Source organism: Microvirga terrestris (genome assembly GCF_015694425.1).
In the GTDB taxonomy this organism is placed as follows: Bacteria; Pseudomonadota; Alphaproteobacteria; order Rhizobiales; family Beijerinckiaceae; genus Microvirga; species Microvirga terrestris.
On record NZ_JADQDN010000002.1, the window covers coordinates 82,393 to 108,242 of the forward strand.

A 25,850-nucleotide genomic window follows, 5' to 3' on the forward strand; every position below is an offset into this window, starting at 1 on the left:
AAGTCTTGTGATGGTTTCCATGAGAAGGGCTGATCATTGGCCGGCTTGCCATCACAGGCAGCCAGTGAAACTCTGGCCCTCATGACCAGCCCCAGCCTCATCCCCGCTCTCACGAAGGCCGTGATCTTCGACGCCTATGGAACATTGTTCGACGTGCATTCCGCCGTCGGGCGCCACATGGCGCAGATTGGGCCCGACGCAGCACGCTTCTCGGAAGTGTGGCGCACGAAGCAGCTCGAATATTCCTGGGTGCTGTCGCTGGCCGGCCGCTACGCACCGTTCTGGACTTTGACCGAACAGGCACTGGACCATGCTTTTGCGCGGTTTCCGGAGGTCGACGGCTCCCTGAGGCCGCTTCTGCTCGAGGCCTACCGCACGCTTGACGCCTACCCGGATGTCCGGCCGACGCTGCATGCCCTCAGGGAGCGAGGCATGCTCACCGGCATCCTGTCGAACGGCGATCCCGGCATGCTCAACGCAGCCGTGAAGTCAGCGAACCTTGCCGACGGCCTAGACGCGGTCTTGTCCGTCGATGCTGCGGGTATCTTCAAGACGAGCCCGCAAACCTACGAACTCGTGCTGCGGGCACTGTCCCTCACCGCAGCCGAAGTGGTGTTCGTGTCGTCCAACCGCTGGGACATAGCAGGCGCGGCAGCCTTCGGGTTCACACCGATGTGGGTGAACCGGCTCGGTCTGCCGGACGAGTACGCAGAACTCGCGCCAAGCGCAGTCATCGCATCGCTCGATAGGTTGCTTTAGTGCTTCTTCATGGCCGGGCTTGTCCCGGCCATCCATGTCTTTGACTAAAACGTGGATGCCCGCAAGAAGTGCGGGCACGACGTCGAGAGGAGGACGCGTCTTTACTTCGCCAACGCCGCCAGAATGCGCGCCCATGACCGGGTGCCCTTGTGGAAGCTCTTGAGATCGTACTTCTCGTTCGGCGAATGGATGCGATCGTCGTCGAGACCGAAGCCAACGAAGAGGGTGTCGAGGCCCAGCGTGCGCTTGAAGTCGCCGCCGACCGGGATCGAGCCGCCCATGCCGATGACGATCGGATCCCTCTTCCACTCATCGTGCAGGGCGGATTTCGCCGCCGTGATGGCCGGGAAATCATGCGGCAGGGCAAGCGCCCGCGAACCCTTGTGATGGATGAACTCCACCGAGCAATCGGCAGGAATGCGCTCGCGCACGAAAGCCTCGAAGTTCTTCGAGATCGCAACCGGATCCTGATCGCCCACGAGGCGGAACGAGACCTTGCAGCGGGCCTCCGCGGCGATCACCGTCTTGGTGCCCTCGCCCGTGTAGCCGCCGATGATACCGTTCACGTCGCAGGTGGGGCGCGACTGGATCTGCTCGATCAGCATGCGTCCCTTCTCGCCGGCGGAATGCTTGAGGCCGACCTGACCGAGGAACTCTTCCTCCGTGAGGTTCAGGCCCTTCCATTGCTCAAGAACCTGGGTCGGAGTCTCGGGCACACCCTCGTAGAAACCTGGAATCGTGATGCGGCCATTGTCGTCGTGAAAGGCAGCGATGATCTTCGAGAGCACATGGATGGGGTTGCGCGCAGCACCGCCGAAGGAGCCAGAATGCAGATCGCGGTCGGCACAGCGGACGATGATCTCCTCATAGACCATTCCGCGGAGAGAGGACGTGATGCCTGGCGTATCCTGGTCCCACATGCCCGTGTCGCAGACGAGTGCGACATCGGCCTTCAGCTCATTCTTGTTGGCTTCGATGAACTCAGGGAGAAACTTGGAGCCGTCCTCCTCGGCGCCCTCGACCAGGAATGTGATGTTGATCGGCAGCGAACCCGTCTCGGCCTTCCAAGCGCGGCAGGCTTCGACAAACGTCATCACCTGACCCTTGTCGTCGGCGGAGCCGCGGGCGCTGATGGCCTTGCGGCCGTCAGGCAGCGTGATCATGCGCGGTTCGAAGGGCGGCGTCTCCCACAGCTCCAGCGGGTCGACGGGCTGCACGTCGTAATGCCCGTAGAAGAGCACGTGCAGCTTCGCATCGCCCTTGGCATGACCGACCACGGCCGGGTGCCCGCCCGTTTCGCGCAAAGAAGCTTCGACCCCGATATTCTTCAGCTCGTCAACGAGCCACTGGCCGGCTTTGCGGCAATGGTCCTTGTAAGCGGGATCCGTGGAGATGGACGGAACCTTGAGCCACTGGAACAGGCGCTCCAGGGAGGAATCGAGATCGGAATCGATACGCTGCAGAACTTGGTCGAGCTTTGACATGATGGCCCTGAGTTGGAATTTTTCGCGGCCGACAAGGTGCATCCAACAGGAGGATGTCGCAAGGGGCATTCCCCAAAACCGTCATCCCGAACGGCGCAGCCGATCCGGGATGACCCATGTTTCTACCGCCGCAACAGCCCACCCAAGGTCCCGCGTACGATGGCGCGGCCGATGGAGCTGCCCTGGCGGCCGCCGATGGACTTGCCGATCTCGGCCGCGAGGTTGCCGACCGTCTGGTTGACGATGGTGCGCGTCACCTCGCGGGTGACGCGCTGGCCGACCGTCATGGAGCCTTTGCGCTGCGGACCGGAGCCGAAGAGGCCGCCGAGCATGTCGAGGAGGCCGCCGCCCCCTTCCGCGGCCTTCGCCTCGGCGGCAGCCTGCTCGGCCCGTTTGGCCAGCATCTCGTAGGCAGATTCCACATCGACCGGCTGATCGTATTTCCCCTTCATGGGGCTTGCCGCGATGATCTGCTGGCGCTCGCTGAGCTCGATCGGCCCCACCTGCGCCATGGGTGGGGCGATCAGCGTGCGTTCCACCATGGAAGGGGCGCCCTTGCCCTCGAGGGTCGAGACCAGGGCCTCGCCGACACCGAGCTGGGTGATCGCCTTCTCCGTGTCGAAGGCCGGATTTTCTCTGAAGGACTGTGCAGCCGCCCGCACCGACTTCTGCTCGCGCGGGGTATAGGCGCGCAAAGCATGCTGCACGCGATTGCCGAGCTGCGCCAGCACGCTTTCGGGAACGTCGATCGGGTTCTGGGTGATGAAATAGACGCCGACACCTTTGGACCGGATGAGGCGCACCACGCGCTCCACGGTCTCGACGAGAGCCTTCGGGGCATCGTTGAAGAGCAAATGAGCCTCGTCGAAGAAGAACACCATCTTGGGCTGGTCGAGGTCGCCCACCTCCGGAAGCTCCTCGAACAGCTCCGACATAAGCCAGAGCAGGAAGGTGGCGTAGAGGCGCGGATTGCTCATGAGCTTGTCGGCCGCCAGGATGTTGACGACGCCGCGACCGTCACGATCCATGCGCATCAGGTCCTTGATGTCGAGCGCCGGCTCACCGAGGAACTCGTCACCCTGCTGGTTCTCCAGCACAAGGAGCTGACGCTGAATGGTGCCGATGGTGGCCTTCGACACATTGCCGTAGGTGGTGGTGAGCTGGCTGGCATTGTCGGAGATGAGCTGCAGCAGCGCGCGCAGATCCTTCAGGTCGAGGAGCAGCAATCCCTGCTCGTCGGCGATGCGGAAGGCGATATTGAGAACGCCCTCCTGCGTATCGTTGAGATCGAGCAGGCGCGAGAGCAGCAGCGGACCCATCTCGGAGATCGTCGCCCGCACCCGGTGCCCCTGCTCGCCGAACAGGTCCCAGAACACGACCGGGAACTTGTCCGGCACATACTCGACGCCAATCTCCTTGGCGCGCTTGACCAGAGGCTCCTTGCCGTTGCCGGGGGCCGCCATGCCGGAGAGATCGCCCTTGATGTCGGCGGCGAAGACCGGAACGCCCGCCTTGGAGAAGCCTTCCGCCATCACCTGAAGGGAGACGGTCTTGCCCGTGCCCGTTGCTCCGGTCACGAGGCCGTGCCGGTTGGCGAGCTTCAGATCGAGATATTCGGGCTTGGTGCTCTTCCCGATGAAGATCTTCCCGTCCTGCAGCATCGAATCCCTCCAGCGTCTCTAATGGATCTTAGAAGCCCTGCCGCGAGTTTCCACTCTCGGATTTCTTGATTAAACAGTTCAGATATGAACTATCTGCCCCCGTTACAAATTTAGGAGAATCAAATGGATGAGCTCATCGCCCGCGTGACGCAGAAGACGGGACTCGACGCGGCGACCGCCCGCAAGGCGATCGGCATCATTCTCGGCTACCTCCAGAAGGAAGGCCCCTCGAGCGAGGTCAACCAGCTGATTGCGGCCCTGCCCGGTGCTCAGGACGCCATCGAAGAGGGCAAGACCGGCGGCAGCGGCGGCCTCATGGGCATGATGGGCTCCATGGGCGGCGGCGTGATGGCGCTCGGTGGCCAGCTCATGGGTATCGGCGTGTCCATGGGCCAGATGCAGCCGCTCGGCAAGGAGCTCTTCACCTACGGCCGCGAGAAGGCCGGCGAGGACGTGATGGGGCCGATTGTCGGTTCGATCCCGGGGCTCTCGCAGTTCGTTTGATCGCCAAAGCTGTCATCCCGGTGCTGTCCAGCAGAACCCGGGACCGGCGGCCGGATATGGCACCGTAAGCTCGACACTGTCATCCCCGCGCAAGCGGCAATGACAGTGCTGGACTGGTCTTGCGATCTCGGATCGGCTCTGCTGTCCGGGATGATGCGGGTGGTTGGGATGTCAAACAGCCAGCACCTTCGGGCCTGAGGCCGGTGGGCCTCAAGCCGTCAGGTCAAATCGAGGGAGGCGTGTCGTGCAGCCCGGCTCGATGGGTGTGGGGAAAGTGAGAGCCAGACTGCTCGCACGCGCGGTTTGTTTCAGCGGACCTGGATCAAGCCAGGATCGGCCACCCGCGATCACAGGTGTGCGAGACCTGCGGCGGGACCGCTCCTTGCCCCACTCTTGCGACGCCTCGCGAGCGCGCCCCTCGTCGGGCGAGGATGTCCTCAGCTATAGCCCAGCTTAGGACGATTGTCAAGAACAAAATGAGAACATAGCTTCACCGCATTATGACCGGGCTCGTCCCGGCCATCCACATCTTGGGAACCGCAACAGCGCAAAGACGTGGATCTCCGGACCAAGTCCGGAGATGACGACGAGCGTGTTGGAATCCGAGGCGCGTCAGCCTGGAACGGGTTGCGATCACGTCTGTCCTGGGCCCATCCTTTGGGGCATTCCCACATTCCCCTCCGCCCGGTATTGTCCGCGCCATTCGCGCAGCCTTCCTCCGGACGAGGCCCTCATGGACGATCTCTCTCTCGCCGCCGATTTTCCGCAAGCGACCCGCGAGCAATGGCTCAAGCTGGTCGAGGGGGTGCTGAAGGGCGCGGACTTCCAGAAGAAGCTCGTCTCCCGCAGCCATGACGGCATCGCCATCCAGCCACTTTATCCGAAGGCAAAAGGAGCGGCGCCGATTGCGCGCGAGCAAGCCGGTCGCTGGCGGGTCTCGCAGCGCGTCGACCATCCCGATCCGGCCAAGGCCAACGAGCTCGTCCTCATCGATCTCGAAGGCGGCGCCGATGCGCTGACCCTCGTCACCCGCAAGGCTCCCGCCGCGCGGGGTTTTGGCGTGCAGATCGACTCCGTCGAGGATCTCGACAGGACGCTGAATGGCGTGATGCTCGACCTCATCCACCTGCGCGTCGATGCCGGCGGACATGGCCGCCAGATGGCCGCGCTCACGTTGGCCCTGGCCGAGCGCCGCGGCCACAAGCTCTCCGACCTATCCCTCGACCTCGGCCTCGATCCAGTGGGCGCGATGGCGGCCATGGGACGTATGTCAGCGTCCTGGGACGCGATGGCGCAACGCATGGGCGACACGCTCGCGCACCTCACATCAAAGAGCTTCACCGGTCGCGCCTTCCTGGCCGACGGCCGCGTCTATCACGAGGCCGGCGCCAGCGAAGCGCAGGAACTCGCGGCCGTGCTCGCAACGGGCTTGAGCTATCTGCGCGGTCTCGAAACGGCAGGCCATTCCCTCGATGCGGCGAGGCGGGCGCTGTCATTCCTGCTCGTAGCTGATGCGGACGAGTTCCTCACGGTGGCGAAGTTCAGAGCCCTGCGCCGGCTCTGGGCGCGGGTCGAGCAGGCCTGCGGCCTGAGGCCGAGGCCGATCCGCCTGCATGCGGAGACGGCCTGGCGCATGACCACACGGCGCGATCCGTGGGTGAACATGCTGCGCACCACCATCGCGGCCTTCTCGGCCGGCATCGGCGGGGCGGATGCGATCACGGTGCTGCCCTTCACGGCAGCACTCGGCCTGCCCGACGCCTTCGCCCGCCGTGTTGCGCGCAACACTCAAGCCATCCTGCTCGATGAATCCAACCTCGCCCGCGTCGCCGACCCGGCGGCAGGCGCCGGCGGGTTCGAGGCCCTCACCGACGCTCTCTGCGAAAAAGCCTGGGGCCTGTTCCAGGAGATCGAACGCGAGGGCGGCATTCTGGCAAGCCTGCAAGGTGAAACGCTCCAAGGTCGGATCGCAGCGGTACGCGCCCAGCGGGAGAAAGCCGTCGCCACCCGTAAGGAGCCGATCACCGGCACGAGCGAGTTCCCAAACATCAACGAAGCGGACGTGACGGTTCTGGTGCCAATGCCGACCGCGAAAGAGGGTGATGGACCAGCACCCCAAGCCGCTGCGGGCTCGGGGGAAACATCGTTCGCCTCTCTTGTGCAGATGGCTGCGGATGGAGCAACGCTGCCGCGGCTTGCCATGACGGCGGCAAGCTCGTCCGCCGTGGCGGTTGCTCCTCTGCCCTCGACCCGCATCGCCGAGCCCTTCGAACGCCTGCGCGACATCTCCGACGCTTACCGGGCCAGGACCGGTTCAAGACCAAAGGTCTTCCTCGCCAATCTCGGATCCGTGGCCGATTTCACGGCTCGCGCAACCTTCGCCAAGAACTTCTTCGAGGCCGGCGGCATCGAAGCCATCATGAGCGAGGGTCTAACGGATCTGGACAGCATGCAGAAAGCCTTCATCGGCAGCAAAGCCAAGATCAGCTGCATCTGCTCGACTGACGATATTTACAAACTGCATGCTCCCGCGGCCGCAAGAACCCTGCATCAGGCAGGGTCAAAACTTATGTTCCTGGCGGGCCGCCCCGGGGAAGATCAACAAGAGCTGACGGAGGCCGGCATCACAACCTTCATTTTTTCCGGGTGCGACACCCTTAAGGTTATCGGCGAGGCCCTCGATATGGCTTGCGCTGAGGCTTGAGATTCCCGTTCCTGGCATCTGGAAGGCCGACTCTTACGCCGGCTGCAGCGGAACTCCACAGGAACCCTGCCCGAAACACCCACGTTGGTTCAGCAAATTCATCGTGTTCGGGAGTGTTCGATGCGCGTCCTTTCCTGGCTTGGTGGAGCCGCAATCGCAGCCCTCTTGATGGCACCACAAGCCCAAGCCCAGACGAAGCAGTTCGATGGCAATTGGAGCGTGGAGGTCGTGACCGAGCAGGGTGCCTGCGACCGGGCTTATCGCTATGCGGTCGTCGTCCAGAACGGCCAGGCCCGTTATGGCGGCCCGGAGAACTTCAACGTGAACGGTCGCGTGCAGCAGAATGGCTCCGTTTCCGCCAGCATCTCGCGCGGTCAGGACCGGGCGAACGTTTCAGGCCGCCTTTCCGGCAACGCAGGCCGGGGCACCTGGAAGACCTCGGGTGGGCGGGTTTGCTCAGGCTATTGGAATGCCGAGAAGCGGGGGTGACACCCGTGTCATTCCTGGCCGGAGCACAGCGGAGGGGAAGGGAATCCATCAGCCGCAGCGCATGTGAGTAGATCCCGTTCCCGGTCCTTCGGGCCGCCGGGGATGACACTGAGCCCCTCCAACCATGCGCCGATAGCATCACACAGGCGGATGCCCTAGAATACACCCCATTCGATCCGTTTCCACCGGCAAGGGCATCCGCTTCATCCCATGACCAGCATCCCGGATTTCGCGAGTGTCGCTTTCACGGACGCTCCCCTGGCATCCTCCTCGACATCCCCGGCCGAGCCGTGGCTGACGCCGGAGGGGATTGCGGTGAAGGGATCCTACGACCTTAAGGACCGCGCTGGGCTCGACTTCCTCGATACCTATCCGGGCATCGCGCCGTTCCTGCGCGGCCCCTACCCCACGATGTACGTCAACCAGCCCTGGACCGTGCGCCAGTATGCCGGCTTCTCCACGGCGGAAGACTCCAACGCCTTCTACCGCCGCAACCTCGCGGCCGGCCAGAAGGGTCTCTCGGTGGCCTTCGATCTTGCCACCCATCGCGGCTACGATTCCGATCATCCGCGCGTGTCGGGCGATGTGGGCATGGCGGGTGTGGCCATCGATTCCATCTACGACATGCGCACGCTGTTTGCCGGCATTCCGCTCGACCAGATGAGCGTGTCGATGACCATGAACGGCGCCGTGCTGCCGATCCTGGCACTCTACATCGTAGCGGCCGAGGAACAGGGCGTGCCTGCCTCCAAGCTGTCGGGCACGATCCAGAACGACATCCTCAAGGAATTCATGGTGCGCAACACCTACATCTACCCGCCGAAAGGGTCGATGCGCATCATCTCAGACATCTTCGCGTATACCTCCGCGAACATGCCGAAGTTCAACTCGATCTCGATCTCCGGCTACCACATGCAGGAAGCCGGCGCGACGCAGGACCTGGAGCTCGCCTACACGCTCGCCGACGGCGTCGAATACATCCGTGCCGGCATTGCGGCCGGGCTCACCATCGACCAGTTCGCGCCGCGCCTGTCGTTCTTCTGGGCGGTGGGCATGAACTTCTTCATGGAAGTGGCCAAGATGCGCGCCGCGCGCCTGCTCTGGGCGAAGCTCGTGAAGGGCTTCAACCCGCAGAGCGAGAAGTCGCTGCCCCTGCGCACGCACTCGCAGACGTCCGGCTGGTCACTCACCGCGCAGGACGTGTTCAACAACGTCACGCGCACCTGCATCGAGGCCATGGCGGCCACCCAAGGCCACACGCAGTCGCTGCACACCAATGCGCTCGACGAAGCGCTGGCGCTGCCCACGGACTTCTCCGCCCGCATCGCGCGCAACACGCAGCTGTTCCTGCAGCAGGAGAGCGGCACCACGCGCATCATCGATCCGTGGGGCGGCTCATATTACGTCGAGCGCCTTACCTATGAGCTCGCGCAGAAGGCCTGGGCGCATATCCAGGAGGTGGAGAGCTTAGGCGGCATGGCGAAGGCTATTGAGGCCGGCATTCCCAAGCTGAAGATCGAGGAGGCGGCGGCCCGCACGCAGGCGCGCATCGATTCCGGGCACCAGAAGATCATCGGCGTGAACAGCTTCAAGTCGACGGACGAGGCGTCCATCGACATCCTGAAGGTCGACAACGCCGCCGTGCGCGCGAGCCAGATCGAGAAGCTCAGGCGCCTCAAAGCCGACCGCAACCAAGCCGATGTGGATGCGGCACTTGCCGCTCTGTCGCAAGGTGCGGCAGGCAACGGCAACCTGCTCGACCTAGCCGTGAAGGCCGCCCGCGCCAAGGCGACGGTGGGCGAGATTTCGGACGCCCTGGAAAAGATCTGGGGCCGGCATCGGGCCGAGATCAAGGCGATCTCGGGCGTCTACAAACGGGAGGTCGGCATGGCGTCGCCAGCGGTCGAGAAAGTCCGCACTCTGGTAGAGCAGTTCGAGCACGACGACGGACGCCGTCCGCGTATTCTCGTCGCCAAGATGGGCCAGGACGGGCACGACCGCGGCCAGAAGGTCATCGCCTCGGCCTTCGCCGATCTCGGCTTCGACGTGGATATCGGCCCGCTCTTCGCAACACCGGCGGAAGCGGCGCGCCAAGCCATCGAGAACGACGTGCACATCATCGGCGTCTCGTCACTGGCGGCGGGCCATCTGACGCTCGTTCCTGAGCTCAGGTCCGAACTCGCCAAGTTCGGCCGCGACGACATCATGATCGTGGTCGGCGGCGTGATCCCGCCGCAGGATTTCGACGCGCTGTATCGGGCCGGCGCCTCGGCGATCTTCCCGCCCGGCACGGTGATCGCGGATGCCGCCGTGAACCTGATCGATGATCTCAATCGCAGGCTCGGCTACGGCCCGAAACAGGCGGCGGAATAATCCGCTGCCTTAACCGTGCATTCAGCATCCGCACAACCCGAGCATTCTGGTCGATTGATGATCACCCTTCCCCATGGGAAGTTCTCTCAATGATGTTTTTACCAAAGCGTTTGCGGGGCACCCATGGCACTTAATCTGGAAGATTATTCACTCACTTTTTCTGACGAGTTCACCGGCAGCTACCTCAATACATCGATATGGGGCACGAAATACTGGTGGGGCGGGCGCAATCTCGCGAGCAATGGCGAGATGCAATACTTCGCCGACCGTTCGACGGCCGTTATCCAGCGCAACCCGCATCTCGACCCGTTCAGCATCGAGGCCGATCCTCGTGAGGCCGGCGATGGCATTCTGACGATCACCGCCCGGCCCTCCCCTGACACGAGCCAGACGGACGGCCTCCCTTACGTATCGGGGCTCATCAACACCCACGGCACCTTCTCGCAGACCTACGGCTATTTCGAGATCTCGGCTCAGGTGCCCTCCGGCCAGGGGCTGTGGCCGGCCTTCTGGCTGCTGCCGCAGAGCGGCAACTGGCCGCCGGAGATAGACGTGCTGGAGCTGCTCGGCCACGATCCTTCGACCTATCATGTCGGGTCGCATTGGACCGATGCGGCCGGCAGTCATGCCTTCGACACGCAGGGCATTTCGACAGGTGTCGATCTTTCCCTCGGCTTCCACAGCTACGGCACTCTGTGGACGGCAGACTCGATTACCTATTACCTCGATGGCATGGAGGTTTATTCCATGGCAACGCCGGCCGGCATGGACGAGCCGATGTATCTGCTCGCAGGCCTCACGGTTGGCGGCAACTGGCCGGGTGCGCCGGATGAAACAACTCAGTTTCCGGCCGAATTCCAGATCGACTACATCCGTGCCTGGGCGCTCGATGAAACACCCGAGGTGGTTGTCACGCCGACGATATCAGGCGGATCGAGGGCCGACACCCTCGTGGGCGATATCCATGCCGGCATCGTCCACGATACGATCTATGCCTATGACGGCGCCGACACTCTCGAAGGACTGAAAGGGAACGATACCCTGGTCGGTGGTAGCGGCGCGGATACCTTCATCTACCGGACCGGGCCGAGCGGCCACGACGTGATCCTCGACTTCGATCTCCTCGGCGGAGACGTGGTGCGCATCACGAAAGCGATTGCCGGCCAGAAGAACTTCGCCGGTCTCTACAAGCAGATCAAAGACAATGCCGCCGGAGATGCTGTTCTGAAGCTTGCTGACAGCGGCTCCATCACCTTCGACGGCATCAGCAAGGCGCAGCTCAAATACGACGACTTCGTCATCATCTGAAAACGCTTGATTTAAGACCGCTCGATCGCCCGCTTCACCACCTGCTGCACTTCCTTGTTCGACAGGAACAGGTCGTGGTTGATGATGCCGCCGCCGAATTCCGAGGCGTCGGCCACGCGCACGCCCAGAGCCTCCAGCCGCTCGCGGTCCGCCGCCCCTGCCCGCACAATGCCGCCGGCGAGGCGGCTCGAGACGGCGAGCGCCCGGTCGTTGGTGGAGCTGATCACCGTGATCTTCTTCGCATCCGACCCGAGCTTCTCCAGGCCACGGGCGAACAGGTCGATGTCAATGTCGGGCGCCGCCATCACCACGGCGCCAATACGTTCCATGGCGCTCTCGCCGCCGGAGGCGCGCAGCATGCGCAGGGTCTCCAGCGTCAGCAGCGTGCCCATGCTGTGCGCCACGATGTGGATGCGCCCGCCGCTCGGGGTCTTGGCGATGGCGGCCAGCAGATCTTCCAGCGAGTCGCGCGACCACATGGCGCTCTCGCGGTCGGCCACGTAGCTGAAGGTCGAGGCGGCGGACGGCCAAGTGAAGAGACCGGTCACGCCCGCGAACTTGATGCCCTCGGAGAGATCGACCGTCGAGGTCGCGGCCGTCTCGAAGCTTTCCTTGTAGCCGTGAATGTAGAGCAGCAAGTCGCGGCCGAAGGCAGCCTGCGCGAAGGCCTGCGCGGCATTGCTGTGGTCGACGTTTTCCACTTTGGCGATGTTCCAGCTGCCGCTGCTGAGGAGAGAGCCCGACGGCGGTGTCAGGCGCGCCTCCGCGAAGATCATGTCGGCCGAGCGTTCGCTGCTGAACCAGGGCTTCTTGGGCGGATCGCCCACCGGGAGCCGCGTAGTCGCGACGAGGAGCTTCGGGTCCTTTTCGAGGCCGATCTTGAAGGACGCGGGACTGATGAGCGCCGAATCCTCGCCGACGCAGCCGGACAGGGCAAAACCGGCAAGGCAGGCGATGGCAAGGCGGGACAAGGGGAAGCGCATGGGCCTTGGGATTCGAGAGGAGACAAGGAAGGTCATGCTGTTTTGCCCTCGATCATGGCATGCGCAAGGCGAAAAACGCTGCCGCAGCCTCCACTCGTGCCGCATTGCGGTAAAGCATTGGTGAACAAAGCCGCAGGACCGGTGCCTTGATGCAGGCAGGCTCCGACCGTACCTTCACCCCATGCTCGCCACTCTCGCCCGTATCTTCCTTGTCATCGTTGCCCTTTTTCTCATTCCCCTGGGGGCTCACGCCCTCTGGTGGGCCATGCGCGACGATATTGCGCCAAACTGGGGAGCGGCCGACTGGTCGAGCGCGAAGCTCCTGCCGCCGGCGTCCGAGGCTCCTCAGGCCATCGTGGCAGTCTATGCCGCGCGGGTCGGGCGTTGGCGCGGCATCTTCGCACACCATACCTGGGTGGTGGTGAAGGAGGCCGGCGCCCGCACCTATACCCGCTACGACAAGGTCGGCTGGGGCAGCCCGGTGCGCACCAACGGCTGGGCGCCGGACGGGCGCTGGTTCGGCAACGCGCCCCATCCGGTGGTGGTGATAGAAGGCCCCGAGGCCGAGCGCGTGATTCCAGAGGTGCGCCAAGCCGTGGCGAGCTATCCCTACCAGACCTTCGGCGCCTACAACGCTTGGCCCGGGCCGAACTCCAACACCTTCGTGGCGCATGTGATGCGCTCCGTCCCCGAACTCGCCGCCGCCCTGCCGCCTACGGCTCTTGGGAAGGACTGGCAGCCCTGGCGGGACATCGTCGGCCTCACCCCGAGCCGCACCGGCATCCAGATCTCGCTCGGCGGCTACGCGGGCATCGCGGTCGGCTGGATCGAAGGTGTCGAGATCGACTTCATGGGCCTCGTAGCAGGCCTCGACCTGCGCCGACCGGCCATCAAGGTTCCCGCCTGGGGACGGTTCGGCATGGACCCGATCACGTGGTGAAAGCCTTCGCATAATGCGCTAAAGCTCCGTTATGACTGGGGGCTCACAGAAGAAGACAGTGACGGCGGAGATGGTTGCCAGCGGCGACAGGGCCGCTTTGGCGCGCGCCATCACGCTCATGGAGTCGCGCCGTCCCGATCATCGGGAGGCGGCGCGCGCGCTTCTTCAGGAACTGATGCCCCGCACCGGCAAGGCCGTGCGCATCGGCATCACCGGCGTTCCCGGCGTGGGCAAGTCCACCACCATCGATACGCTCGGCTCCATGCTCACCGAGAAGGGTCATAAGGTGGCGGTGCTCGCCGTCGACCCCTCCTCCACCCGCACCGGCGGGGCGATCCTCGGCGACAAGACCCGGATGGCGCAGCTCGCGGCCGATCCCAACGCCTTCATCCGCCCCTCACCCTCCTCCGGGACGCTCGGCGGCGTCGCGGCCAAGACCCGCGAGACGATGCTTCTCTGCGAGGCCGCCGGGTTCGACGTGATCCTGGTGGAGACCGTGGGCGTCGGGCAGTCGGAGACGGCGGTGGCGGACCTGACCGACTTCTTCCTCGTCCTCATGCTGCCTGGTGCCGGCGACGAGTTGCAGGGCATCAAGAAGGGCATCCTGGAGTTGGCCGACCTGATCGCCGTCAACAAGGCGGACGATGCGGGTGCAAAGGCGAAGAAAGCCGCCGCCGAGTACACGGCCGCCCTGCACATCCTGGCCCCGGCCTCGCCTACCTGGACGCCGCCTGTGCTGACGGTCTCGGGGCTGACCGGCCAGGGGCTCGACGAGCTCTGGGCCAAGGTGCTCGACCACCGCAAGCGCCTGGAGGCCACCGGGGAGCTCGCCGCCAAGCGGCGGGCACAGGACACGAAATGGATGTGGGCCCTCGTCCACGAGCGCCTGCACGAGCGCCTCACCCACGATTCTGCCCTGCGCCAGCGCGTGCCGGAGATCGAGCGCGCTATTGCAGGCGGCACCCTGTCGCCCAATGCGGCGGCGAGCGAGATCGTCAAGCTCTTGGGAATTTAGCAGCCCATCCATCCCCCTATCCGGAATTGCACCTGATCCAGGCTCAAAAACCCGGTTCAATTCTGGGCGGATTCTTTGGCTCGTCAGGACAGGAGCGGATTGCATCGTGATCGACCGGCTGCATCAACTGCCTCTCCTGCTCGGCGCCATCATCGTCTGCCTGGTCTTCGTGGTGCCAACCCTGATCGGATCGGCGCTCCTGCAGCCTGTTCTCAGCCGCCTGCTGCGCGGTGAAAAGGACGCGAACACGGTTGTCGGACTGCTCCTGAACGCCTTCTCGCTCTACTACGGGGTTCTTCTGGCCCTGCTCTCGATTGCGGTGTTCGAGAACTACAACAAGGCCCAGGACGCTGTCGGACGGGAGGCCTCGAGCGCAGTTGCCCTCCATCGGGTCTTCAGCGGCTATCCGGAGCCTGCCCGCTCATCTCTTTCCGAGGCCTTGCTGCGCTATGTCGAGGAGGAGACGGGCCCGGGCTGGGCCTTCCAGCAGGGCAATCAGGTCTCCACGCCGGGCACGCTGCTGGTCGATCGCTTGAGCCGGGACCTTCTTAGCTTCAGGCCCAACCGCGCCACCGGTGAGGACCTGCTCCATGAGGAGGCCTTGAGGACCTTCGCCGAGTTCATCGAGCAGCGCCGCCTCCGGGTGCAGGCGGCGGGAACCAGCGTCCCGCGAGTGATCTGGGCCGTCGTCATGGTCGGCGCGGCCCTCAACGTCTTCACTCTCTGGCTGTTCGATCTGAAGCGTACAACCCACTTCATCCTCGGCGGCGTGCTGATGGCCTTCATCGGCCTCGTCGTCTACATGGTCGCCGTGCTCGACCGGCCGTTCCACGGCGCGCATGGCCTTCGGCCCGACGATCTGATTCAGGCCCGCCAGCAGATGCAGCCACGGGCCTGATGCCGGTTTACGCCGTCCCCAGGATTTCCGCGGTCGGCCGGATCTGCCCGAGCTCGATCCCGTTCCAGTTCTTGAGCACGGGCTGCGCCAGCGCTTCAACCACCTTGCGCTCGTTGTCGCTCAAGGAGAGGAAGCGGAGAACGAGGCCGGCCATCATGGCTTCGGCCGCCCGGGCATTGCCGTCGTCGGCCTTGAGGGCGATCCCGTAGCCGAGTTCCGGGAACGAAGCGCAATAGACGCCCTCGGCACCCACCTTGGCGAAGACGCGCTCGCCGAGACACTCCATCAGCTTCGTGTCGAAGCGGCCGGTGCCGGCCACCATGAAAGGATGGCGGGCCACGGCTTTGCGGATCCGGGCAGCGGCCGCCTTGCCTTCGCCGGGCAGGCCGAGGCCGGTGCCGAAACGGGCAAACCCGAAGGCGAGCGACGGGAGCCGGATCGCATAGGTGGGAATCGAGCAGCCGTCGATGCCGCTCTTCTCGACCGAGTGGCAGGCGCCGGTGATATCTTCCAGGGCTTCACGGACTTTGCGCTGAACCGGATGGTCCGCCAGCACGTAGCCCTTCGGGTTCTCCCCCTGGCCGCAGGCGAGGCAGATGAAGCCGGCATGCTTGCCCGAGCAATTGTTGTGCAGGGCGCTGGGGCTGCCTCCCGACGCCGCCAGGGCACGGTTCGCAGCCTCGCCCATGGGCCAATGGATGCCGCATTCTAGGCAGCCTACATCCTGCCCCGCCTTGGACAGCATGGATTGGGCCGCCGCCGCATGTGCCGGCTCGCCGGAATGCGAGGCGCAGGCCAGCGCGATCTCGTCGTCGGTCAGGCCGTATTTGTCCGCAATCCCGCTCTCGACCAGCGGGATGGCCTGAAGCGCCTTGACGGCGGAGCGCGGAAAAACGCGCCGGTCCACATCGCCGATCGACAGAACCGTGGCGCCTTCGGCGTCCACCACCGAGACGCTGCCCCTGTGGCGCGACTCGACCAGATGGCCGCGAGTGACCTCGACAAGAAATGGGTTGTCCATCAATGCCCCGTTTGAAAAGCGGCGGTGTTGTGGAGGCACTGGGGCCAGAAGTCAAAGGGGACGTTGTTGCAAAAGAGCAGAAAACCACCACGGAATCGCCGCAGGCAACAGCTTGCGGCAGAGCCAGGGTCACCTTAAACCGAAAGCTTGAACAAACGGGGAGCCCCTAATGCATGTCGCGATGATCGGAGCAGGCTATGTGGGCCTAGTGTCCGGCGCCTGCTTTGCGGATTTCGGCCACGAGGTCTGCTGCGTCGACAAGGACCCGGCTAAGATCGATGCCCTCAACCGGGGCGAGATCCCGATCTTCGAACCGGGGCTGGCCGAGCTCGTCGCCAAGAACGTGCGCGAGGGACGCCTCACCTTCACCACCGACCTGACCCAGGCGGTCAGGAGCGCTGAGTCCGTTTTCATCGCGGTGGGCACCCCCTCCCGGCGCGGCGACGGCCATGCGGACCTCTCTTACGTCTATCAGGCCGCCCGCGACATCGCCGCGGCCATCGACGGCTATACGGTGATCGTGACCAAATCCACCGTGCCGGTGGGCACCGGCGACGAGGTGGAGCGCATCATTCGCGAGGCCCGGCCCGATGCGGACTTCGCCGTGGTGTCCAACCCGGAATTCCTCCGCGAAGGTGCGGCGATTGCCGACTTCAAGCGCCCGGACCGCATCGTCATCGGCACCGACGACGAGCGCGCCCTGAGCGTGATGAACGATATCTACCGCCCGCTCTATCTCAACCAGTCGCCGGTGCTCGCCATGACCCGGCGCACGGCGGAACTGACGAAGTATGCTGCGAACGCGTTCCTTGCCACCAAGATCACCTTCATAAACGAGATCGCGGATCTGTGCGAGCATGTGGGCGCCAACGTGCAGGACGTGGCCCGCGGCATCGGGCTGGACAACCGCATCGGCTCCAAGTTCCTCCACGCCGGCCCGGGCTATGGCGGCTCTTGCTTCCCGAAGGATACGCTCGCCCTGATCAAGACCGCGCAGGATCACGAGGCGCCGATCCGCCTCGTGGAGACGGTGGCGGCGGTCAACAGCCAGCGCAAGCGCGCCATGGGCCGCAAGGTGATCGCGGCCTGCGGCGGTTCCGTGCGCGGCAAGACCATTGCGGTACTTGGGCTGACCTTCAAGCCCAACACCGACGACATGCGCGATGCGCCCTCCATCGACGTGATCACGGCGCTCCAGGATGCCGGTGCTCGGGTGAAGGCCTATGATCCGGAAGGCATGGAAGCCGCCCGGTCCATGCTGACGGACGTGCACTACACGAAGGACGCCTACGACTGCGCAAACGATGCGGATGCCTTGGTGCTCGTGACCGAGTGGGACACGTTCCGCGCCCTGGACCTTCGCCGCCTGAAGGCAGCCCTTGCCGAGCCGGTGGTGGTCGACCTGCGCAACGTCTACCGCCCCGACGAGATGCGCCGCCACGGCTTCACCTATGTGAGCATCGGGCGTCCCTGATGTTGGCCTGGGGTTCGGCTTGCGCGCCGGTCCCGCCGATGCCATGAGAGAGGCATCTCAAAGATTGCGCCACCGGGAGCGGCTCATGCAGACCTTCTTCGTCGAGATCAAGTGCAAGCTCGGCAAGACCTACGCCGTCGCGAATGCCCTCGCGGACCGGGAGATCGCGTCCGAGATCTACTCGACCGCCGGCAACTACGACATCCTCGCCAAGTTCCACGTGGACGACGGCGTCGATATCGGCCACTTCATCGCCGAGAACGTGCAGATCATCCCGGAGATCGCCGACACGCACACGATCATCACCTTCAAGGCGTTCTGAAGCCTGCCCAACGGTCTGTGATCCAGGTCACATCGGGAACGGCCGGCATGGCCTAACATCGGGTTTCCTTCAGGGAGGAGCCGATGTCACCTCGTACGGACTGGCAACAGGTCTACCGGTTCTGGTTCCCGGTCGATCTCTCGAACGCCGACATCGCCACCCACTGGCAAATGCTGGTTTGGTGGATGCGTGGAGGCGCCAATGCGGAGATGGCGCATTTCGCGCCTGTGGTGCAGGACGCCAGGAACGGCCGGCTGGATCACTGGCTGGAAACCCCGCACGGGCGCCTGTCCCTCATCATCGTTCTGGATCAGTTTCCGCGAGGCCTGTTTGCCGGAGCGGCCGAAGCCTATTCGTCGGATCAGGAGGCATTGAGCATCGCGGAGGATGGCCTCCGGAACGGCCATTACGATGCCCTGCAGAATCCCTTTGAAAGGTTTTTCCATCTGCTCCCGCTGGCCCATGCGGAGGGTCCGGACCATCTGGAACGGATGAGGCGCATCGTTGCCCTGTCGGAGCAGGCCGTGGAGGAGGCCCCAGAGCACCTTAAGCCCGTCTGGCAGTTCTCGCTCAGTCAAGCCCAGGCCAATCTCGAAGTGATCACCCGCTTCGGTCGGTTCCCACATCGCAATCCGGTTCTGGGCCGGGCCTCAACGCAGGAAGAACTGGCCTATATGGCGAAGGGTGACTTCGTGCATACGAGGACGCTGCCAGCTTCGGCCCAATCGGCGATCAGCGCCGTCGGGTAAGAGGTCCCATGGTTGGGACCGATCCTTTACTGGACGACGGCAGTCGCTTCGGCCGTGCGATCGGCCTGACGGCTGATCTCAGCAAGATATGGGCCGATACCCTCATAGCGATCGAGGCGCCGGACGATCTTCGTGTCGATCTTGTTGTAGAGCTCGGCGACGCTCACGGGACGGCGCTTGCGGCCCTTGCCGTCCATGAAGAGACCGGCATTGGCGCGTGCCGCCTTCGGGAAGAGCTTGGAGGCCTTCATGTTGGGGTCCTGATCCAGCACCTCGAGGAACCGGACCGCACTGGAAGCGCCAAGGAAGTGAGCAAGATATAGCTCGGCCTCGGCCAGCTCCCGCTCTCCTTGAGCCTGCAGAGCCCGCTCCACGTCCTTGATCAGCTCGCCGGCCATGAGCGCGGAGAAATAGGGATCCGTGCGCAGGCTCATGACCCAGTCGCGGTCCTTAGGCTCGACGGCGAGCTCGCCGTTCACATACCGGATCGCCTCGGCGGCTGCCTTGAAGCCGTAATCGGCGGCATGCTCGTAGACGGTCTCGATCCAGGTGCTGTCGATGAACTGGAACAGACCCTGGGCCGAGGAGGTGCGTGCCTTGGCCTCCGGCGAGAGGCTCGATTCCACATCCGCCAGGGTCATCATGTAGACCGGATCGGCACCGGTCGCATGGGCGGCCTTGAGGATTGAATGCACCAGCCAGCGCGGCACGGTCCGGCCGTTGAAGGGGATCAGCTCGTCAGGATCCCCCGCTTCCGTCTCCGAGATGGTCGGTGACGCCGGCTTTTCGCCGCGCGGCTTCACGACGGAGAAGGCCCCATCGAGGATGGCCTTGAAGAGGCCCGGATCCTTGGCAAGCTTCGGGGTGAAGGCCACGGACGCCGTCACCACCGAACCGGTGACGTCCTCCGGCACGGACGGGACGGCAGCAGGCCGCGCCATCAGGCCGGTGGGGATGGTGGCCACGGCGGCCGGTCCGGCCGTAAGGCCCTGGAAGCCCATGATCAGGCCTGCGGCCAGGGCGAGGTGGAGTGAGCGGCGACTTCCAGTCTTACGCACATCCGCAACAGGCTGCGGTACTGCGCATAGCAGCGTTCTCGCGTTACTCATCATCACTTATCCCGCATAGCCCGACCGGACGATCAGGCCTTCCCTTGTGTTATTCTGGGGACAGGGTTGACGGGTAGATGTGTCGAGAATCGGTCAGCTTGGCCATAAAAGTAAGATTTTGCTAACCTTGTCCGGTTTTTCCCCGGGATATTTTCAGGTTTTTTCCGAAAAATTCAGGACGAGGCTTGGGCGACAAGCTGTGCATTAGTCCTTTCGAGGCGCTTCGCCAGCTCCCGCATGATGGCCAGGGACATCTGGGGAAACTGGGCCAGGAGCTCCAGGAAGACCCGCTTGTCGATTCGAAGCGCCGTGGTCGGTTCGGCCGCCATGATCGTCGCCGAGCGCGGGGTGTCGGACAGAATTCCCATCTCGCCCACCAGGGCGTTGCTCCCCAGTTCCGCCACCTGAATTTCCCCACCAGGGGTGTTAAGCAGCACGTTGGCCCGGCCTTCGAGGATGACATAGGCGGTATCGGATGGGTCTCCCTGGGAGAAGAACCGCTGCCCCCCGGCGAATTGCACCCGCTCGCTGGTGAAGGCGAGAAGCTTCAGACGAGCGGGGTCCACATCCCGGAACATCGGGACCTGCCGCAAGGACTGAACTTCCGTCTCAAGGGTCATGCCACCTCTCCTGCTATCCTCTGGGGGGCGTCCGGCTCAGGGCTGGAGGCCCTCGGAGCCGGAGCGGCCGTCTTATCAGTTATGATCTGTCCATCGCGGAAACGCATCTGAACATCGAAGGCGCCGGCCTGTCGATCATTCGGAAGTACCATGAACAGGCTTTGTTGGTCGAAAAGCTCGAGAAGCAGTTGAATCAGCTGCTGGCTGCTCGCCTCGTCGAAGGGAGCGAGCGCTCCGTCGATCACCAGGATGTCCGGGCGCTTCACCAGACACCGGACCAGGTTGATGCTCGCCCGCTCCTGCGGCGACAGGAGCCTGCCGGCTGTGCCGACCTGATATTCCAGGCCGACCCTCTCGACCTCCTCCTGGAGGTCGAGTTCGCGGACGACGGCGGCAACCGCTTCCGCAACCCGCGCGCGGGCATTGGCCACCTGATAGCTGACACGCCCGAACAGCAGGTTGTCTCTCAAGGGAGCGGCTGCGCAGATCCCTTCCGGATCATAGAATTCGACGCCACCCGACCCTGCCTTCTCGAGAACCTCATGGACGATCCCGCGTGCCTCGACGATCCGGCCGGTCATGGCATCATCGAGAAGACCCAGGCGATGCCGGGATTCAATATAGGCCAGAGGCAGGGACAGCAGGCGTGTGCGGTCCTCGCGTCTCAAACTGCCCTCGCCGCGGCCGCGGCGGCGCAGAATGGCCTCGAACTCGGTCAGTTCATCGGCGCCGATGAAGGAGAACTGCTCGAACAGGGAATGTCCGGGCGGCAGCCCCTCGAAGATCTCGGTCATGGTTTCGGCGATCTGCAGGCCCATCTGGACGAAGTCGTCCGTCATCTCCGCCCTGTCGATGGCGCTGCGGAATTGGGCATTGTCAGCGAGGTTGCGCCCCCTGAACTCGTCAGAGATCGGCACGCCGAAGAGGAGGTTTTCCGCAATCGTCGCCTGGCTGTTGTAGCGCGCCGGATCGAAGGGCTCGACCAGATCGGCCATGCCATTCGACTGGAAGGTCTTGCGAAGGCGGTGTCGGGCCTCGACAAGGCGTTCGGCAAGGCTCGTATGGCGCTCCGGATCGATCCTGCCGGCAAGGCCGAACAGGTAGATCGTGTCGCCCATGCCGACCCTGTCGAGGAGATCGAGGAGGATGCGATCCAGGTCGTTTTCATCCTTTGCGCCGATGCGCTCGTAATCCACCCACTGATCAGAGATGCTCTCAACCGGGTTGCCGGTTCTGAGCGCCTCTGCGATCCGGCGGTCCATCTCCTGTCTGTCCTCCTTCAGCCGGCCCAAAGGCTTGGAGCGGAGGCCGTAGACGAGATTGTCGCGAATGCTGCCGGGAAAGAGAATCGGGTCGACGCCCGCATAGGCAATCCTGCGCCCAGTCACCGAGGCGGGAAGCTGGGTCAGGTCGCGCTCGCCGATGCGGATCCGGCCGCTGAACTCCAGGCTTCGACGGGCCAGGATGCGCGCCAGCATGCTGGCGGCCGCACCGCCATTCGAAATCAGCGCGACACTCGAGGGCAGCTCGACCGTGAAGGCGCCTCCTTCGATGATCAGGTCGCCATGCGGTCCGGCGACCCGGATGTCCTCTCCCACGAAGGAACCGACCAGAGGCTGATCCGCCTCCTCCGCTTCGCGGGCCTCCAGCATCGGGCCGAGCCTCTCCTCGGCGAAGTGCTGGGTGACCTGATCGTATTTCACCTGAACGTCGAGACGCTGCTGGTCCCAGTCGATCAGCTCCTTCAGAGGCGGCGGCAATTCCCGGTAAGCCGCGATAACCGCGACGAGCTGGCCGATGTCGAGGGTGCCGCGCAGGGCGAAATAGCCGCCGATGGCATAGAAGAAGAACGGCGTCAGCTGGGCCAGGAAGTTGTTGAGGGTTTTGACGAAGAATTTCCGGTTGTAGATCTGCAAGCGGATGGTGAAGAGACTGAAGAGGCGGTGCCCGATCTCAGCTCTTTCCCAGCCATAGGCATTGTGAACATGCACGACCTCGATGCCGTCGAGGACTTCCGCGATGCGACCCGCCAGCTGGCGGGAGGCCAGCTGGCGCTGCTTGCCGAGCCGCAGCAACTCGCGTCGCAGTCGCGGAATGATCGTGAACTGCACGGCGATTACCGCCAGGGCGATCAGGCCGAGCCAGGCGTTCTGCACCATGATGAACACGAGCGCGGTGATGGCCTGCGTACCCAGGAACACGGGGGTGATGAAGGCATCGCCGATGAAACCGCCGATCGGTTCGACCTCATCCTTGATGATTGTCGCGGTCTCCGATGACTTGACGGTCCGCAGGGCATTCGGGGTAAAGCGCAGCACCATGGCAAACAGGTCGAAGCGCATGCGCCTGAGCATGCGCTCGCCCAGCACACCTTTGGAGACGTTGATCCAGTACTTGAAGGCCCCGTTCACGATGACGAAGAAAAGGAAGACGAAGGACAGGCCCATGAGCAGGCCGACCCGGCCAACCTGGAAGCCCTCGAAGATCTCCCACTTGCCGCCTCCGAGCCATTCCGGCCAGTCGAATGCCAGTTTGAGGAGAGGAGCCGTCGCATTGCCGTCCCTAAACGCCTCGCCCTGGATCGCCTGGTTCACGATCTGGCGAGGCAGATCGAGCGACATGAAGTAAAATGGCAGGGACGCCAGCACGACGGCGCAGATGATCATCTGGTCGCGCTTGGAATGTGTCCAGATATAGCGGAATAGGCTCTTTTCCATCAGCGCCGTGATGCCATCTTCATGTGCCTGTGATCCCTCTTTCCGTTCCGGGGCATCGCCATAGTTTGACGAGGGGGGCTATTGTAAGGTTAGAGGTAGCTGGCCTACCGTCAATAAACGATACGCTAATTTCCTATTCTTGCCCACCAAGGGAAGCCTGCATGGCAAACGCGGTCATGGAGCCGGGAACAGAGACAGGCCTGCCCTTAGTCAAGTCCCATCCGGGCGCAAGGGTCCTCATCTACAGCCACGACACGTTCGGGCTCGGCCATCTGCGCCGGTCGCGGGCGCTGGCCAATGCCATCGTGGAGGCCCAGCCGGACACCTCGGTGATCATCATTTCGGGATCACCCGTGATCGGTAATTTCGAGTTCGAGAGCGGGGTCGACTACATCCGCATCCCCGGCGTTACAAAGCTTCCCGATGGGGATTACCGCAGCCTCAACCTCAATGTGAGCCTGGACGAGGCGGTGGGCCTGCGCCAAGCCCTCATTCTCCAGACGGCGAAGGCCTTCAAGCCGGATGTGTTCATCGTCGACAAGGAGCCGACGGGCTTCCGCGGCGAGATCGTGCCGGCCCTCGACTTTCTCCAGGCGGCCGGCTGCAAGCTCGTGCTCGGCATCCGCGACGTTATGGACGAGCCTGCCCTCCTGGTTCCGGAATGGGAGCGCAAGGGCGCCAAGACAGCCCTGATCCGCTATTATGACGAGATCTGGGTCTACGGCTTGAGGGATGTCTACCAGCCCCTCAAGGCACTGGACCTCCCCTCGGCTGTGGAAAACCGGATCGCCTATACCGGCTATCTGCGCCGAGACGTGCCGCCGACCCCATCCCTGACCAAATACCCCAAGATCACCAAGCAGCCCTTCATCCTGGTGACCACCGGCGGCGGCGGTGACGGGGACGACCTGATCGACTGGGTAATATCGGCCTATGAGGCCGATGCGGAGCTCGACCAGCCGGCCCTGATCCTCTTCGGCCCGTTCATCGACAGGGACAAGCGCCGCTCCTTCGTGGAGCGCATCGCCCGGCAGCCGAAGCTCGACGTGATGTCCTTCGACAACAAGATCGAATGGCTGATGAAGAAGGCCGACGCAGTGGTGGCCATGGGCGGCTACAACACCTTCTGCGAGGCTTTGTCCTTCGACAAGCGCACCCTCATCGTCCCGCGCACGCGGCCGCGGTTGGAGCAGTATATCCGAGCGGTGGAGGCTGAGCGCCTCCGTCTCGTGTGCATGCTGAGCGACTACAAGGAGCCCCGTACGCCGGAGCGCATGGCTGCTGCCCTGCGCGCGCTCTCGTCCCAGCCTCGCCCGTCGGAAGTGACGATTCCTGGCCTTCTCGATGGGCTTGACCGGGAGTGCGAACGCCTCAAAGTGCTGATCCAATCCCGATCACGGTTTGCCCCTGCCTATCACCAGGCGGCCGAGTAGAGTGAAGAATGCTTCCCTCAATCACCGCCCGACGCATCGCCATCGTGGTGAAAGGTTATCCACGCCTTTCTGAGACCTTCATCGCCCAGGAGATCCTGGCCATCGAGCAGCGCGGGCTGGACCTCGAAATCTGGTCTCTCCGCCATCCGACGGAGCGGGCCGTGCATCCGATGCACAAGGCGATCAAGGCGAAGGTCACCTACCTGCCGGAATATCTCTACGAAGAGCCCTCGCGCGTGCTGCGCGGGGCCATCTGGAGCATGAGCCAGAAAGGCTTCAGGCGCACGATCAAGGCTTTCTGGCGCGATCTCAAGCGCGATCTCACGGCCAACCGGGTGCGCCGTCTCGGCCAGGCCTTCGCGATGGCCCGGGAACTCCCGGCGGACGTGCGGCACCTGCATGTGCATTACCTGCACACGCCGGCTTCCGTGGTCCGCTATGCGGCGCTCCTGACCGGCCGGACCTGGACCTTCTCGGCTCATGCCAAGGACATCTGGACGACGCCGGGCTGGGAGAAGCGCGAGAAGATGGCCGAGGCGCGCTGGGGCGTAACCTGCACGGCCGAAGGAGCCGAACACCTTCAGTCGCTGTCGCGGCCTGACCAGGTCTCGCTCGTCTATCACGGGCTCGATCTCTCACGCTTTCCGCCGCCGCCCGAGAGCCGCCCTGCCCGTGATGGCTCGGATCCGCTCGATCCGGTGCGTATCGTCTCCGTCGGGCGGGCCGTGGCCAAGAAGGGCTATGGCGACCTGATCCAGGCGCTTGCGGCCCTGCCGCCCGATCTGCACTGGCGCTTCGCCCATGTGGGCGGCGGCGAACTTCTCAACACCCTTAAAAAGCAGGCCGAGCAGGCCGGAATCGGGAGCAAGGTGGCGTTTCTCGGCTCCAAGGCGCAGCCGGACATCATCGCTCTTCTCCAGGAGGCCGATCTCTTCGTTCTGCCATCCAAGGAGGCGAAGTCGGGCGACCGGGACGGCTTGCCGAACGTGATCATGGAAGCCGCGAGCCAGGGTCTTGCCATCGTAGCGACGGATTTTGCCGGGATCCCGGAATTCATCCGCAACGGCAACGAGGGCGAGTTGGTTGCACCGGGCGATTGGGAGGCCCTGTCCAACGCCCTCAACCTGCTCGCCCGCGACCCTGAACGGCGGAAGGCCCTCGGCTCCGCAGCCTTCACACGCCTGCGGCGGGACTTCTCCATGGAGGGCGGAATCGACGTGCTGGAAGCGCGCCTGCGTGCCGTTACCGACAACCCGCACAGAGAACCGGAGCGGGTGTGATCCACGG

At 63.9% G+C, this 25,850-nt stretch carries 21 protein-coding genes; 14 read left to right on the forward strand and 7 right to left on the reverse strand.

Translation table 11 applies throughout. The features are described from left to right. Window positions 1-81 precede the first annotated feature (81 nt). Window positions 82-759: a haloacid dehalogenase type II gene (locus tag I2H36_RS04500; RefSeq protein WP_196262687.1), complete on the forward strand. Its 678-nt coding sequence runs from the start codon at window positions 82-84 to the stop codon at window positions 757-759. Window positions 760-860: 101 nt separating this feature from the next. On the opposite strand, the gene I2H36_RS04505 is transcribed toward I2H36_RS04500, so the two are convergent. Together I2H36_RS04505 and I2H36_RS04510 are read right to left on the reverse strand one after the other, a co-directional pair. Beyond that, a complete protein-coding gene (locus I2H36_RS04505) occupies window positions 861-2,243 on the reverse strand; it encodes a M20/M25/M40 family metallo-hydrolase (RefSeq protein ID WP_196262688.1) in 1,383 nt (460 codons plus the stop codon). A 122-nt stretch (window positions 2,244-2,365) separates the two neighbouring features. Continuing rightward, complete coding sequence (locus I2H36_RS04510) at window positions 2,366-3,904, reverse strand: helicase HerA-like domain-containing protein (RefSeq protein WP_196262689.1); 1,539 nt, start codon at window positions 3,902-3,904, stop codon at window positions 2,366-2,368. Between the two features lie 123 nt (window positions 3,905-4,027). Between I2H36_RS04510 and I2H36_RS04515 the strand changes: the two genes are divergently transcribed. From I2H36_RS04515 to I2H36_RS20285, 5 genes are all read left to right on the forward strand, one after another. Further along, window positions 4,028-4,408, forward strand: a complete 381-nt coding sequence (locus I2H36_RS04515; protein WP_196262690.1) for a DUF2267 domain-containing protein — start codon at window positions 4,028-4,030, stop codon at window positions 4,406-4,408. Between the two features lie 733 nt (window positions 4,409-5,141). Beyond that, the gene (locus tag I2H36_RS04520; protein ID WP_196262691.1) at window positions 5,142-7,112 is read left to right on the forward strand and encodes a methylmalonyl-CoA mutase family protein; all 1,971 of its coding nucleotides are present in this window, start codon (window positions 5,142-5,144) and stop codon (window positions 7,110-7,112) included. A 120-nt stretch (window positions 7,113-7,232) separates the two neighbouring features. Then, a complete protein-coding gene (locus I2H36_RS04525; protein ID WP_196262692.1) occupies window positions 7,233-7,601 on the forward strand; it encodes a hypothetical protein in 369 nt (122 codons plus the stop codon). Window positions 7,602-7,811: 210 nt separating this feature from the next. Then, complete coding sequence (scpA, locus tag I2H36_RS04530) at window positions 7,812-9,974, forward strand: methylmalonyl-CoA mutase (RefSeq protein ID WP_196262693.1); 2,163 nt, start codon at window positions 7,812-7,814, stop codon at window positions 9,972-9,974. 123 nt (window positions 9,975-10,097) lie between these two features. Next, entirely contained in the window at window positions 10,098-11,282 is a 1,185-nt protein-coding gene (locus tag I2H36_RS20285; protein WP_281432973.1) for a family 16 glycosylhydrolase, read from the forward strand. 11 nt (window positions 11,283-11,293) lie between these two features. Here I2H36_RS20285 and I2H36_RS04540 read toward each other — a convergent pair whose 3' ends face one another. Next, the gene (locus I2H36_RS04540; RefSeq protein ID WP_246718654.1) at window positions 11,294-12,301 is read right to left on the reverse strand and encodes an alpha/beta hydrolase; all 1,008 of its coding nucleotides are present in this window, start codon (window positions 12,299-12,301) and stop codon (window positions 11,294-11,296) included. A 145-nt stretch (window positions 12,302-12,446) separates the two neighbouring features. On the opposite strand from I2H36_RS04540, the gene I2H36_RS04545 reads away from it, so the two are divergent. The 3 genes from I2H36_RS04545 to I2H36_RS04555 all read left to right on the forward strand — a co-directional run bounded on the left by I2H36_RS04545 (window position 12,447) and on the right by I2H36_RS04555 (window position 15,118). Further along, window positions 12,447-13,205, forward strand: coding sequence for a DUF3750 domain-containing protein (locus I2H36_RS04545; protein ID WP_196262694.1), 759 nt, complete (start codon window positions 12,447-12,449; stop codon window positions 13,203-13,205). A 31-nt stretch (window positions 13,206-13,236) separates the two neighbouring features. After that, the gene (gene meaB / locus I2H36_RS04550; protein ID WP_196262695.1) at window positions 13,237-14,220 is read left to right on the forward strand and encodes a methylmalonyl Co-A mutase-associated GTPase MeaB; all 984 of its coding nucleotides are present in this window, start codon (window positions 13,237-13,239) and stop codon (window positions 14,218-14,220) included. Between the two features lie 106 nt (window positions 14,221-14,326). Next, a complete protein-coding gene (locus I2H36_RS04555) occupies window positions 14,327-15,118 on the forward strand; it encodes a bestrophin-like domain (RefSeq protein ID WP_196262696.1) in 792 nt (263 codons plus the stop codon). A gap of 7 nt (window positions 15,119-15,125) precedes the next feature. Here the strand turns inward: I2H36_RS04555 and I2H36_RS04560 are convergent, their stop codons facing one another. Beyond that, entirely contained in the window at window positions 15,126-16,139 is a 1,014-nt protein-coding gene (locus I2H36_RS04560) for an asparaginase (protein ID WP_196262697.1), read from the reverse strand. 169 nt (window positions 16,140-16,308) lie between these two features. Here I2H36_RS04560 and I2H36_RS04565 point away from each other — a divergent pair, with 169 nt between their 5' ends. From I2H36_RS04565 to I2H36_RS04575, 3 genes are all read left to right on the forward strand, one after another. Continuing rightward, a complete protein-coding gene (locus I2H36_RS04565) occupies window positions 16,309-17,613 on the forward strand; it encodes a UDP-glucose dehydrogenase family protein (RefSeq protein ID WP_196262698.1) in 1,305 nt (434 codons plus the stop codon). A gap of 85 nt (window positions 17,614-17,698) precedes the next feature. Beyond that, window positions 17,699-17,935 carry an Lrp/AsnC ligand binding domain-containing protein gene (locus I2H36_RS04570; protein WP_114947155.1) on the forward strand — a complete coding sequence of 79 codons (237 nt, stop codon included), beginning with the start codon at window positions 17,699-17,701 and terminating at the stop codon, window positions 17,933-17,935. An 83-nt stretch (window positions 17,936-18,018) separates the two neighbouring features. Beyond that, a complete protein-coding gene (locus I2H36_RS04575; RefSeq protein ID WP_196262699.1) occupies window positions 18,019-18,684 on the forward strand; it encodes a DUF924 family protein in 666 nt (221 codons plus the stop codon). 26 nt (window positions 18,685-18,710) lie between these two features. Here the strand turns inward: I2H36_RS04575 and I2H36_RS04580 are convergent, their stop codons facing one another. The 3 genes from I2H36_RS04580 to I2H36_RS04590 all read right to left on the reverse strand — a co-directional run bounded on the left by I2H36_RS04580 (window position 18,711) and on the right by I2H36_RS04590 (window position 23,130). Further along, complete coding sequence (locus tag I2H36_RS04580; RefSeq protein WP_196262700.1) at window positions 18,711-19,796, reverse strand: transglycosylase SLT domain-containing protein; 1,086 nt, start codon at window positions 19,794-19,796, stop codon at window positions 18,711-18,713. 170 nt (window positions 19,797-19,966) lie between these two features. Continuing rightward, window positions 19,967-20,413: a Crp/Fnr family transcriptional regulator gene (locus I2H36_RS04585; RefSeq protein ID WP_196262701.1), complete on the reverse strand. Its 447-nt coding sequence runs from the start codon at window positions 20,411-20,413 to the stop codon at window positions 19,967-19,969. After that, window positions 20,410-23,130: an ABC transporter transmembrane domain-containing protein gene (locus tag I2H36_RS04590; protein WP_196262702.1), complete on the reverse strand. Its 2,721-nt coding sequence runs from the start codon at window positions 23,128-23,130 to the stop codon at window positions 20,410-20,412. The genes I2H36_RS04585 and I2H36_RS04590 overlap by 4 nt, the downstream gene beginning before the upstream one ends. A 176-nt stretch (window positions 23,131-23,306) precedes the next feature. On the opposite strand from I2H36_RS04590, the gene I2H36_RS04595 reads away from it, so the two are divergent. Next, on the forward strand, window positions 23,307-24,563 hold the full coding sequence (locus I2H36_RS04595) for a glycosyltransferase family protein (protein WP_425523279.1): 1,257 nt from the start codon (window positions 23,307-23,309) through the stop codon (window positions 24,561-24,563). An 8-nt stretch (window positions 24,564-24,571) separates the two neighbouring features. Continuing rightward, window positions 24,572-25,843, forward strand: coding sequence for a glycosyltransferase family 4 protein (locus tag I2H36_RS04600; RefSeq protein ID WP_196262704.1), 1,272 nt, complete (start codon window positions 24,572-24,574; stop codon window positions 25,841-25,843). The last annotated feature ends 7 nt before the right edge of the window (window positions 25,844-25,850 follow it).